The 11,906-nt window shown below is 70.5% G+C and carries 12 protein-coding genes and 1 pseudogene; 6 read left to right on the top strand and 7 right to left on the bottom strand.

Features of this window, described 5'->3' with window-relative positions; genetic code table 11:
- The first annotated feature begins 21 nt into the window (after positions 1-21).
- The 5 genes from IE262_RS33805 (at position 22) to IE262_RS33785 (ending at position 4,977) form a co-directional block, all read left to right on the top strand.
- Positions 22-975 carry a carbohydrate ABC transporter permease gene (locus IE262_RS33805; protein ID WP_189879119.1) on the top strand — a complete coding sequence of 318 codons (954 nt, stop codon included), beginning with the start codon at positions 22-24 and terminating at the stop codon, positions 973-975.
- Positions 972-1,805: a carbohydrate ABC transporter permease gene (locus IE262_RS33800; protein WP_189879117.1), complete on the top strand. Its 834-nt coding sequence runs from the start codon at positions 972-974 to the stop codon at positions 1,803-1,805. Before IE262_RS33805 ends, IE262_RS33800 begins: the two co-directional genes overlap by 4 nt.
- Positions 1,805-3,079, top strand: a complete 1,275-nt coding sequence (locus IE262_RS33795; protein ID WP_189879115.1) for an ABC transporter substrate-binding protein — start codon at positions 1,805-1,807, stop codon at positions 3,077-3,079. Before IE262_RS33800 ends, IE262_RS33795 begins: the two co-directional genes overlap by 1 nt.
- A 78-nt stretch (positions 3,080-3,157) precedes the next feature.
- Positions 3,158-4,348: a macrolide-inactivating glycosyltransferase gene (gene mgt / locus IE262_RS33790; RefSeq protein ID WP_189879113.1), complete on the top strand. Its 1,191-nt coding sequence runs from the start codon at positions 3,158-3,160 to the stop codon at positions 4,346-4,348.
- Positions 4,349-4,431: 83 nt separating this feature from the next.
- Entirely contained in the window at positions 4,432-4,977 is a 546-nt protein-coding gene (locus IE262_RS33785) for a DUF1697 domain-containing protein (RefSeq protein WP_189879111.1), read from the top strand.
- Between the two features lie 296 nt (positions 4,978-5,273).
- On the opposite strand, the gene IE262_RS33780 is transcribed toward IE262_RS33785, so the two are convergent.
- Positions 5,274-5,486 carry a DUF397 domain-containing protein gene (locus IE262_RS33780; RefSeq protein ID WP_189879109.1) on the bottom strand — a complete coding sequence of 71 codons (213 nt, stop codon included), beginning with the start codon at positions 5,484-5,486 and terminating at the stop codon, positions 5,274-5,276.
- Between the two features lie 100 nt (positions 5,487-5,586).
- On the opposite strand from IE262_RS33780, the gene IE262_RS33775 reads away from it, so the two are divergent.
- Positions 5,587-6,216, top strand: a complete 630-nt coding sequence (locus tag IE262_RS33775) for a TIGR03086 family metal-binding protein (RefSeq protein ID WP_189879107.1) — start codon at positions 5,587-5,589, stop codon at positions 6,214-6,216.
- A gap of 230 nt (positions 6,217-6,446) precedes the next feature.
- Here IE262_RS33775 and IE262_RS33770 read toward each other — a convergent pair whose 3' ends face one another.
- From IE262_RS33770 to IE262_RS33745, 6 genes and pseudogenes are all read right to left on the bottom strand, one after another.
- On the bottom strand, positions 6,447-7,217 hold the full coding sequence (locus tag IE262_RS33770) for a sirohydrochlorin chelatase (protein ID WP_134028586.1): 771 nt from the start codon (positions 7,215-7,217) through the stop codon (positions 6,447-6,449).
- A 4-nt stretch (positions 7,218-7,221) separates the two neighbouring features.
- On the bottom strand, positions 7,222-8,154 hold the full coding sequence (locus tag IE262_RS33765) for an ABC transporter permease (RefSeq protein WP_189879104.1): 933 nt from the start codon (positions 8,152-8,154) through the stop codon (positions 7,222-7,224).
- Positions 8,141-8,929: an ABC transporter ATP-binding protein gene (locus tag IE262_RS33760; RefSeq protein ID WP_189879102.1), complete on the bottom strand. Its 789-nt coding sequence runs from the start codon at positions 8,927-8,929 to the stop codon at positions 8,141-8,143. The genes IE262_RS33765 and IE262_RS33760 overlap by 14 nt, the downstream gene beginning before the upstream one ends.
- A 36-nt stretch (positions 8,930-8,965) precedes the next feature.
- Positions 8,966-10,069 carry an aliphatic sulfonate ABC transporter substrate-binding protein gene (locus IE262_RS33755; protein ID WP_134028580.1) on the bottom strand — a complete coding sequence of 368 codons (1,104 nt, stop codon included), beginning with the start codon at positions 10,067-10,069 and terminating at the stop codon, positions 8,966-8,968.
- A 231-nt stretch (positions 10,070-10,300) separates the two neighbouring features.
- A complete protein-coding gene (locus tag IE262_RS33750; protein ID WP_189879101.1) occupies positions 10,301-11,629 on the bottom strand; it encodes a sulfate adenylyltransferase subunit 1 in 1,329 nt (442 codons plus the stop codon).
- A gap of 2 nt (positions 11,630-11,631) precedes the next feature.
- Positions 11,632-11,906, bottom strand: a pseudogene (locus IE262_RS33745) (sulfate adenylyltransferase subunit CysD); the annotation flags it as partial.

Genomic DNA, 11,906 nt, shown 5'->3' with positions numbered 1-11,906 from the left:
CCGCCCAGAGGAGTCGATTCCATGACATTGGCGACCGAGCCGAGGCGACCACCGCGACCCCGCCCGACGAAGCGCGCGCCCGGTGCGGGCCGGGGCCGCCGCGTCCTCGACCACGGTGCCTGGTTCCTCGTCCTGCCCGCGCTGCTCCCGATCCTGGTGTTGAGCGTCGGACCGCTGCTCTACGGGATCGCGCTCGCGTTCACCGACGCCCAGTCGGGGCGCACAGCCCCCACGCAGTGGATCGGGACGCTCAACTTCCAGGACCTGCTGCACGACACGCTGTTCTGGGAGTCGTTCCGCATCGGTCTGCTGTGGGCGGTCGGGGTGACCGTGCCGCAGTTCCTGCTGGCGCTCGGGCTCGCCCTGCTGCTGAACCAGGACCTCCGGCTGCGCTGGCTGGCGCGGGCTCTGGCGATCATCCCGTGGGCGATGCCCGAGGTGGTCGTCGGCGTCATGTGGCGCCTCGTCTACAACCCGGACGCGGGCATCCTCAACGAGACCCTGCGCGACCTTGGCCTCGGCGACGGCCGCGACTGGCTGAGCGGACTGGCGACCGCCCTGCCCGCGGTCGTCGTGGTCGGCGTGTGGGCGGGCATGCCCCAGACCACGGTCGCCCTGCTCGCCGGACTGCAGAACACCCCACGCGAACTCCACGAGGCGGCGGCGATGGACGGCGCCGGAGCCTGGCGGCGCTTCCGCACGGTCACCTGGCCCGCGCTCAGACCGGTGGCGCTCGCCATCACGGCGCTGAACTTCATCTGGAACTTCAACTCCTTCGCCCTCGTGTACGTGCTCACCAACGGCGGGCCCGGCGGCCGCACCCGGCTGCCCATGCTGTTCGCGTACGAAGAGGCCTTCCGCTACGGGCAGTTCGGGTACGCGGCGGCGATGGGATGCGTGATGGTGGCGGTGATCTCGGTGCTCCTCGCGCTCCGGCTCGTCGGCCGGCTGAGGGAAGGTGATGAGGAGCGATGAGGACACGGAGGACCGCCCGTGCCGGCCAGTACCTCGCCCTGCTCGCCTATCTCGTGTTCCTCGCCTTCCCCTTCCTCTGGCTGCTCTCGACCGCCTTCAAGCCACCGCGCGAACTGGGCAGCCTGCACCCCACCTGGATCCCGAAGGACCCCACGCTCGCCAACTTCCGGCAGGCCTTCGACGAGCAGCCCCTGCTGGACGCGTTGCTGAACTCCCTGGTCGCGGCGGTCGGGGCGGCCGTCGTAGCGGTGCTGATCGCGACGCCGATGGCGTACGTCATCGCCCGGCGGCGCACCCTGCTCGCTCGGGCCGCCACCGGCTGGGTGGTGGTCAGCCAGGCGTTCCCGTTCGTGCTGGTGATCATCCCGCTGTTCCTGGTGCTGAAGAACCTCCGGCTGATCGACTCCGTCCCGGGACTGATCATGGTGTACGTCGTGTGGGCGCTGCCGTTCGCGCTGTGGATGCTCGTCGGGTACGTACGGGCCGTGCCGCCCGAACTGGAGGAGGCGGCGGCGGTGGACGGAGCGGGCCGGGCGCGCACGCTGGTGTCGGTCACGGCGCCGCTGCTCGCGCCCGGCATCGTGGCGACGGCCCTGTTCGCCTTCGTCACCGCGTGGAACGAGTTCTTCTTCGCGCTCGTGCTGCTCAAGAGCCCGGAGAAGCAGACCCTGCCGGTCGTCCTCACGCACTTCATCGGTGCCGAGGGGGTGGCGGACCTGGGACCGCTCGCCGCCGCGGCCTTCCTCGCCACCCTGCCCTCCCTCGTGATCTTCGCGGTCATCCAGAAGCGGATCACGGGCGGCATGCTCGCCGGGGCGGTGAAGAACTGATGCGCGCACGCCTGCTGGCCGTGGTCCTCCTGCTGCTCCTCGCGGGCTGCTCGTCGGGCGGCGGGCGCGACGACGGCCGGATCACCCTGCGCTTCCAGTCCCTCGCCTGGCAGCAGGAGTCCGTCAAGGCCAACGAAGAACTGGTGAAGGAGTGGAACGCGGCCCACCCCGACATCCAGGTCGAGTACGTCCAGGGCAGCTGGGACGGCGTCCACGACCAACTGCTCACCTCCTTCGAGGGCGGTGAGGCGCCCGACATCATCCACGACGCCTCCGACGACCTGGCCGACTTCGCGTACGGCGGCTACCTCGCCGATCTGACCGATCTGCTGTCCGAGCGGCTGAAGGCCGACATCCCCCGGCGGAGCTGGGAGACGACGACGTTCGGTGACGGCGTCTACGGCGTGCCGTTCCTCCAGGAGCCACGCGTCCTCATCGCCAACGCCACCTGGCTGAAGGACGCGGGCGTACGCCTCCCGACCCCCGAGAAGCCGTGGACGTGGGCCGAATTCCGCTCCGTGACCAGGGAGTTGAGCGGCGACGGCAGGTACGGCGTCGCCTGGCCGCTCAAGGAGCCCGTCTCGGCCACCCTCAACCTCTCGCTCTCCTCCGGCGGCCGGATGTTCCACCGGGGCCCGGACGGCAAGGTGGAGATCCGCTTCGAGGACACCGACGCGGTCACCCCGCGGACCGTGCACGACCAGGTGAACACCGACCACAGCGCGGCGGGCAGCACGCTCGGCATGGGCGGCTCCGACACCCTGCCCGGGTTCTTCGGCGGCCGGTACGCGATGGTCCCGCTCGGGTTCTCCTACCGTCAGCAGATCGTGCAGCAGGCGCCCAAGGGCTTCGACTGGCGGGTGCTGCCCGCCCCGGCCGGCGCCGACGGGCTCGCCCAGGGCGTCAGTCCGCAGACGCTCTCGATCGCCGAGGACAGCCCGCACCAGCGTGAGGCGGCCGCGTTCATCGACTTCATGTTCCGGCCCGAGAACATGGTGCGCCTCGCGCTCGGCGACTGGATGCTGCCCACCGGCAGCGAGGCGCTCAGGGACCCGGCCCTGCGCACACAGAAGCACGACTGGGCCACGGGCACGGCCCTGGCCGCCCACCTCCGCTCGGCGCCCGCCCAGTCCGTGCGCGGCTACCCGGAGTGGAAGGACAAGATCGCCACTCCCGCCCTCCAGGAGTACTACAGCGGGGCGATCGGCCTGGACGAACTGCGCGAACGGCTCGTCGAGGACGGCAACCTGGTGCTGGCCCGCTACCAGCGCTGAGGGCAGCGCCGGCTGCGCTCAGGGGAACAGCGGGGAATTGAGTTGTACGAGACGTCTCGTCTCGCATACGGTCGGATCATGACCTCACACATCGCCATGTTCTCCATCGCCGCCCACGGCCATGTGAACCCCAGCCTCGAAGTGATCCGCGAACTCGTCGCACGCGGCCACCGGGTGACGTACGCGATCCCGCCGGTGTTCGCGGACAAGGTCGCCGCGACGGGCGCCGAGCCCAGGCTCTGGCACTCGACGCTGCCGTCCCCCGACGACGACCCCTCGGCCTGGGGCAGCACACTCCTGGACAACGTGGAGCCCTTCCTGGACGACGCCATCCAGGCCCTGCCCCAGCTGATCAAGGCATACGAGGGCGACGAACCCGACCTCGTGCTGCACGACATCGCCTCGTACCCGGCCCGCGTCCTCGCCCACCGCTGGGGCGTCAAGGCGATCTCCCTCTCGCCGAACCTGGTCGCCTGGGACGGCTACGAGGAGGAGGTCGCCGAACCGATGTGGGCCGAACCGAAGAAGACCGAGCGCGGCCGGGCCTACTACGCCCGCTTCCAGGCGTGGCTGGAGGAGAACGGCATCACCGAGCACCCCGACCGCTTCGGCGGACACCCTTCCCGCTCGATCGTCCTGATCCCGAAGGCGCTCCAGCCGAACGCCGACCGGGTGGACGAGACCGTGTACACCTTCGTCGGCGCCTGTCAGGGGGATCGTGCGGCGGAGGGCGACTGGCAGCGGCCGGCCGGCGCGGAGAAGGTCCTCCTCGTCTCTCTCGGCTCGGCCTTCACCAAGCAGCCCGCCTTCTACCGCGAGTGCGTGGCCGCCTTCGGTGACCTGCCCGGCTGGCACATGGTGCTCCAGGTCGGCAGGCACGTGGACCCGGCCGAACTCGGGCCGGTCCCGGCGAACGTCGAAGTACGGGACTGGGTGCCGCAGTTGGCGGTCCTGCGGCAGGCCGACGCGTTCATCACGCACGCGGGCGCGGGCGGCAGCCAGGAAGGCCTCGCCACGGGGACGCCGATGGTCGCCGTACCGCAGGCCGTCGACCAGTTCGGCAACGCGGACATGCTCCAGTCGCTCGGGGTCGCCCGGCATCTGCCGATGGAGGAGGCCACGGCGGACGCCCTGCGTGAGGCGGTACTCGCACTCGTGGCGGACCCGGAGGTGGCGCGGCGGCTCGCGGAGATCCAGAAGCAGATGGCGGGGGAGGGGGGCACGCGGCGGGCGGCGGACCTGATCGAGAGCGAGCTTGCTCCGCGGTGAGCCGGAAGATCACCGCAGGAATGGAGCGGGCGGCCGGAGGCCGTGATCGAGGGCCGGTCCGGCCGGGGTCGTAGGGTGGGCGGATGACGACGTACGCGGCGCTGCTGCGCGGCATCAACGTGGGCGGCAGCAAGAAGGTGCCGATGGCCGAACTGCGCACCCTTCTGACGGGCCTCGGCCACACCGGTGTGGCCACCTACCTGCAGAGCGGCAACGCGGTCTTCAGCGCCGACAGCGGCGACGAGGACACCCTCGCGGCGGACATCACGCAGGCCGTCGAGAAGCACTTCGGTTTCACTGTCGACGTCCTCGTGCGCGACCACACCTATCTGAAGGCGATACGGGACGACTGCCCCTTCCCGGCCGCCGACCTGGAGCCCAGGCAACTCCACGTCACGTACTTCTCGACCCCGGTCGACGGGGACCGCTTCGCCTCGATCGACCAGCAGGTCTTCCTGCCCGAGGAGTTCCGCCTCGGTGACCGTGCCCTGTACCTGTACGCCCCCGACGGGCTGGGCCGTTCCAAGCTGGCGGAGGCTCTGTCACGGCCCCGGCCCCTCAAGGGCCTGGTCGCCACCTCCCGCAACTGGAACACGGTCGTCAAGCTGGAGGAACTCACGCGTGCCTGAGGCGGCTGTCAATGAGCGCCGGGGCCGTGCCTGGTGCTGCCCGTCCACACGGAGGTGGCCAGGTCCATGGGGACGGGGGCTTCCCTCTCGCCGCTGGTGGGGAGAAGGATCTGTTGTGTATCGGTCACGTCTTTGCCTCTGTGTTCGGGATGACGGGGGAGAGTGCGGGGCAGACCCGGCGGAGGGCCCGAGTGCGGTCAGGGCCGCCTTGAGGGAAGGCGTGGCGCGCCCCGGGCCCCGCCGCGTCACCGGTCCGGGACCGGTGACGCGGCGGGGCCGGCGTGAGAGGCGGACGGTCAGCCGAATTCGCCCGCGCTTACTCCGTCCCGGAAGGCACTCCATTCCTCGGCGGTGAACCGCAGGTCGCCAATTGCGGGATTCTTCGAATCCCGCAGTGCCATAGCACCACCCGCGATCTCAGCCACCTCCGCGCAGATCAGAAGGCTTCGGCTGCTCTTGCGCCACTTCGCCCCGGTGATGTCCAGCGCGTACAGTTCTTCCTTTTCCACGGGGCTCCTGTGGAAGCTTCACCTGCATGAGGGATCTCTGCGAGCTGGTGGTGTCGCGTTTGTTCAAGAGGTGTGAGGCGGCCGTCTCTAGCGTGGGCACATGAGCGATGAGCACCAGAACAACCGGAACAGTCCGCACAGACTCGTGCACCCGTACATGGTCGAATGTGCCGCCGAGGCCGCCCGCGTGGCCCGCGGCGTCTCGGCGGGACAGCTGTCCGCGCCCACGCACTGCCCCGGCTGGGACGTCCGCGCCCTGGTCAACCACTGGGTCCTCTACACCTCGCACGGCCTGGAGCACCGCGCCCTGCGCAAGCCGCTCCCCGAGGAGCTGACCGCACGCGACTTCACCGCCGACCCGGACTGGGCGCGGGCGTACGCCGACCAGCTGGACCGCGCCGTCGCCGCATGGGGCGACCCGGCCGTGTGGGAGGGCGAGGTCGACCTGGGCGGTGGTGTGCTTCCCGCCTCCGACCTGGCCGGGATGATAGTGAAGGAGATGGCGGTCCACGGCTGGGACGTCGCCGCCGCCACCGGACAGGAGATCCACCTCTCCGAGGGCGCGGCCCGGCTGGTGCTGGACGTGGTCGAGACCCACGCCGAGCTCTACCGCCAGTACGACGGCTTCGCCGACCCGGTTCCCGTGCCGGACGATGTGTCCGTCTTCGAGCGGGCGCTGGCGTTGAGCGGGCGCGACCCACGAATCACCGGGGGACGCCTGCCCCGCTGACCCCCGAATGTTTCTCGCCCCCGCCGCCCCTACCCGTCCCATCTCCAGGGGCTCCGCCCCTTCGACCCCGCCGAGGGGGCTCCGCCCCCTGGACCCCCGCTCCTCAAACGCCGGAGGGGCTGAATTTGTCCGGCCGGGGCTGGATTTCCAGCCCGTCCGGCGTTTGAGGACGAGGCCGTTCAGGCCGAACGGGGGTCTGGGGGCGGAGCCCCCAGCAGGGATGGGGCGGGTCACGCGCCCAGTGCCGCAGGCGTGGGCAGCCTCGCCGCGTCGTACCGTTCCAGCAGCACCCGCGCCACCTCCGGCGCGGACCCCAGCACGTCCGACAGGAGGTCCGCCCCGGCCGCGCCCCGCGCGATGCGGTCCGGCAGGAAGCCAGGGGCCAGGACGTACGGTGCCACCGCCACCCGCGCACAGCCCAGCGCGCGCAGCTCCCGTACGGCGTCCTCCGTGCGGGAGAACCCCGTGGGAGACGCGGCGGAGGCGAACGCAGGCCGCACGGCGCACCAACCGGTGTGCCGCCACTCCCGCGCGATGTCTGCGATCACTGCGATCGCCTCCGGGTCAGTGGACCCCGCCGAGGCCAGGACCACCCCGGTCGAGGACTTGTCGGCGGGCGTCAGCCCGGCCTCGTACAGTCGGCGTTCGAGCGCCGCCAGCAGCAGGGGTGACGGGCCGAGCACGTCCGCCTGGCGGATGCGGAGCCGCGTCGGCGCGTCCCGCAGCACCGCCGGGATGTCCGCCTTCGCGTGGAACGCACGCGTCAGCAGCAGCGGGAGGGCCACGACGTCCCGTACGCCGCCCTCCGCCGCCAGGGACTCCAGCACCCCGTTTACGGACGGGACGTTGAAGTCCAGGAAACCGGTCTCCACGCGCAGCCCGGGACGCATCGCCCGCACACGCCGGACGAGGCCGTGCACGGTCGCGGCGTGCCGCGGATCGCGGCTGCCGTGGGCGATGACCACCAGGACGGGGCGGGCGGGGCGGACCGGGGTGTGCATGGGCTCAGCTCTTCACGAGGAGGCCGCGGCTGCGCAGGACCCACCGCTCCAGCGGGCTGAAGATCAGCAGGTCGATGGCGATGCCGACGATCAGGATGAGGAGGATCGCGAGGAAGACCATGGACATCGAGCTGGTGTTGCGGCCGTTCTCCAACAACTGGCCGAGACCGACGCCGAGATCGGGCGAGGACGCGATGATCTCGGCGGCCATCAGCGAGCGCCACGAGAACGCCCAGCCCTGCTTGAGCCCGGCCACATAGCCGGGCAGAGCGGCCGGCATCACGATGTGCCAGGTGCCCTTCAGTCCTGTCGCGCCCAGCGTGCGGCCCGCCCGCAGGAAGAGCGGGGGCACCTGGTCGACGCCCGAGACGAGTCCGTTGGCGATCGACGGGACGGCGCCCAGCAGGATCACCGCGTACATCATCTGGTCGTTCAGGCCGAGCCAGATGACGGCGGGCGGCACCCAGGCCACCGACGGCAGCGACTGCAGGCCGGAGAGGATCGGGTGGATCGCCGCCCGGACGAACTTCGCCCGCGCCACCAGCAGACCGAGCGGAGTGCCGATCGCCAGAGCGAGCAGGAAGCCGAGCAGACCGCGCGAGACGCTCGTCCAGATGTAGCCGAGCAGGGTGCCCTGAAGCCAGGCGTCCTCGATCTCGCCCCACACGTCGCCGGGCGAGGGCAGCTTGGTCGGGTCGTCGACGACGTTGAAGGAGATCAGTGCCTGCCACAGCACCAGTACGACCGCGATGGCGATCAGCGGCGGCATGATCTTCTGCACGAAGGTCTGCCGGAACGGCGTCCGCCCGGACTGGACCGTCTCCAGGGCGTCCAGTCCCGCTTCGAGGCCCGCCAGGTCGTTGCCGCCCGTATTCCTGACGGCGCCCTTGCCGTCGTCCTTGACGGTCCCGTCGGCCTTGGTCTCAGTGCTGGCCATGGCGGCGGATCTCCCCACGCAGTTCTTCGGTGATCTCGACGGACAACTCGGCCACGGCGGCGTCCTCGATACGGCGCGGCTGCGGAATGTCGACCGTCCACTCCCGTGCGATACGGCCCGGCCGCGACGACAGCAGGACGACACGCTCGGCCAGCCGGACCGCCTCGCGCACGTTGTGCGTGACGAAAAGGACGGACACCTCGGTCTCGCTCCAGATGCGCGTCAGTTCGTCGTGCAGCACATCCCGCGTGATGGCGTCGAGCGCCGCGAACGGCTCGTCCATCAGCAGGAGCTTGCTCTCCTGGGCGAGCGCACGGGCGAGCGCCACGCGCTGGCGCATACCGCCGGACAGCTCGTGCACGCGCTTGCCGTACGCGCCCTTCAACCGGACCAGTTCGAGCAGTTCCTCGGCCCGGCCGCGCCGCTCGTTCTTCGGAACACCCCTGAGCTTCAGGGCGAGTTCGATGTTCTTGCCCGCGGTCAGCCACGGGAACAGGGCGTGCTCCTGGAACATCAGGGCGGGGCGCCCGTCGGTCGTGATGCTGCCCGCGGTCGGCTTGTCCAGCCCCGCGACCAGGTTGAGCAGCGTCGACTTGCCGCAGCCCGAGGCCCCCAGGAGGGTGACGAACTCGCCCGGAGCGACATCGAGCGTGATGTCGTCGAGGACGAGCTGCTGTCCGGCGGGCCCGGCGAAGGACTTCGAGACGTGCTCGATACGGGCGGCGTGCTCGACCGCCTGGACGCCGTCGGCGGCCTTGACGAGTGCGGTGGCCATGGTCGTCACCTCCTGGGAACTGATCGGACTGCGCGGTTACCTGGCGCCGAGACCGGCGTCGTCGGCCTCGGACTCGCCCTCGGCCTTGAGGACCTGGTTGAGCAGCTTCAGGTCGTAGATGCCGCCCAGGTCGGGCTTCTCCAGCAGACCGGCCTTGACCGCGTGCTCCGCCTCGGTGTCGAGGGTGGACGCCAGCGGGTCGTTGGTGAACTGGATCGACTTCCACGCCGGGTCGAGCACCTCGGCCGGCAGTTCCTTGCCGGAGTCCACCTTGAGCTGGGCGTTCGCCGCGGCCTTGGCCTCGTCCGGGTGGGAGGCGATGTAGGCGTTGGTCTTGACCGAGCCCCTCAGCACCGCCTCGACGACCTTCGGGTGCTCCTTCAGGAACTTCTGCGACACGATGATGTTCGTGATCACGAACTTCTTGTCGGGCCACAGGTCGGCCTCGTCGAGCAGCACCTTCGCACCCTCGGCGACCAGTTTGGACGCGGTCGGCTCCGGCACCCAGGCGCCGTCGATGGAACCCGACTTGTAGGCGTCCGGGGTGATCTTGTTGTCCGTGCGGACCACCGACACATCACCCTTGCCGCTCTGCGCGTCGACCTTCCAGCCCTGGTCGGCGATCCAGTTGAGGAACGCCACGTCCTGCGTGTTGCCGAGCTGCGGGGTCGCGATCTTCTTGCCCTTGACGTCCTTCAGGGACGTGACCTTGTCCGGGTTGACCACGAGCTTCACGCCGCCGGACGCGGAGCCGCCGACGATGCGCAGGCTCTTGCCGTTCGACTTGGTGTAGCCGTTGATCGCCGGGGAGGGGCCGATCCAGCCGATGTCGATGGAGCCCGAGTTGAGGGCCTCGATCTCGGAGGGGCCGGCGTTGAAGGTCGCGTAGTCGGCCTTCGTGCCGCCGAGTTCCTTCTGGAAGATGCCCTCGTGGCGGCCGACCAGGGCGGTGCCATGGGTGAGGTTGCCGAAGTAGCCGATCTTCACGGTGTCGAGACCGTCGATCTTCTTGGCACCGGCGGCGACCTGCGCGGCGTCGTCCTTCTTGGCCTGGGAGCCGTAGCCGCAGGCGGCGAGGGTGAGGAGGGGGAGCGCCGCGATGACCGCGAGCGTGCGGCGTACGACGGTACTGGGTGGCACGGGAGGGGTTCCTCTCGATGGCCCGGCGGTCACGGCCTGTCAGGTCGTGGCCGGGAGGTCGGCAGGTTTTCGTCTACGGCGGTGGGGGGTGAGGGGGGTGAGGGCGCGCAGGCCGTGCGCGTACGTCAGCGCGCACATCGCGCGACTCCGCCCTGCCCGCTCCCGAGAGCACCGCTGCCGACACGGCCGCCCTCCTTCGCGAACGTGGAGAAGAAATCGGTGGAGTTCATGTCAGAAGTCCCACCCGTCGTCCTCGGCCTCGTCCTTGACCGGCTCCGGCGAGGCGAACGACTCGCCGACCATGCCGGCGGTCAGGGTCGTGCCGTCGGCCGGGTCGATCAGGATGAACGAGCCGGTGCGCCGCGAGTCGGCGTACGAGTCGACGGGCAGCGCCTCCGCGGTGCGGATCTTCACACGGCCGATGTCGTTCGCGACGAGCTGCCCCGGGTGCGGGTGCAGGGACAGGTCGTCGAGCGTCAGCCGGGACGGGATGTCCTTGACGATGGCCTTGACCGTGCGGGTGCCGTGCTTGAGCAGCACACGGTGGCCCACGGTCAGCGGGGCGTCGGCGACATGGCAGACGGTCGCCTCGATGTCCTGGGTGGTCGCGGGCGCGTCCTTGCTCGGCACGATCAGGTCGCCGCGCGAGATGTCGATGTCGTCCTCCAGCAGGAGGGTCACCGACTGCGGCGTCCACGCCACGTCGACCGGCTTGCCCAGCAGGTCGATGCCCGCGAGCGTGGTCGTACGGCCGGAAGGGAGCACGGTCACCGGGTCGCCCACACGGAACGTACCGGCCGCGATCTGGCCCGCGTACCCACGGTAGTCGGGGAGCTCGGCGGTCTGCGGGCGGATCACGTACTGCACGGGCAGCCGGGCGTGGCAGTGCGCCAGGTCGTGGCTGACCGGGACGGTCTCCAGGTGCTCCAGGACCGTCGGGCCGCCGTACCAGTCCATGTTCGCCGACGGCTCCACCACGTTGTCACCGGCCAGCGCCGAGATCGGGATGGCGGTGACCTCGGGGACGCCCAGCTCGGTCGCGTACGCGGTGAACTCCTCGGCGATGGCCGCGAACTCCCGCTCCTCGTACCCGACGAGGTCCATCTTGTTGACGGCCAGGACCACGTGGGGGACGCGCAGGAGTGCGGCGATGGCGGCGTGGCGGCGGGTCTGCTCGACGACGCCGTTGCGGGCGTCGACGAGGATGACTGTGAGTTCGGCGGTGGAGGCGCCGGTGACCATGTTGCGGGTGTACTGCACATGGCCGGGGGTGTCGGCGAGGATGAACCGGCGGCGGGGCGTGGCGAAGTAGCGGTACGCCACGTCGATGGTGATGCCCTGCTCCCGCTCGGCCCGCAGACCGTCCGTCAGCAGCGCGAGGTCGGGGGCCTCCTGGCCACGGCTGGCCGAGGCGCGCTCCACGGCCTCCAACTGGTCGACGAGCACCGACTTGGAGTCGTGCAGCAGCCGCCCGACGAGCGTGGACTTGCCGTCGTCGACCGACCCGGCGGTGGCGAACCGCAGAAGCGTGGTCTCGGACAGTTCCGTGGTGGTGCTCATGACTAGAAGTACCCCTCGCGCTTGCGGTCTTCCATCGCGGCCTCGGACAGCTTGTCGTCGGCGCGGGTCGCGCCCCGCTCGGTGAGCCGGGAGGCGGCGATCTCGGCGATCACGGCGTCCAGCGTGGTCGCGTCGGAGTCGACGGCGCCCGTGCAGGACATGTCGCCCACGGTCCGGTAGCGGATGAGGCGCTTCTCGACGGTCTCGCCGTCCTTGGGCCCGCCCCACTCGCCGGCGGTGAGCCACATGCCGGCCCGCTGGAAGACCTCGCGCTGGT

The organism is Streptomyces bluensis (assembly GCF_014650715.1).
Lineage (GTDB): Bacteria > Actinomycetota > Actinomycetes > Streptomycetales > Streptomycetaceae > Streptomyces > Streptomyces bluensis.
This window is presented reverse-complemented; position numbering and strand designations above follow the sequence as displayed.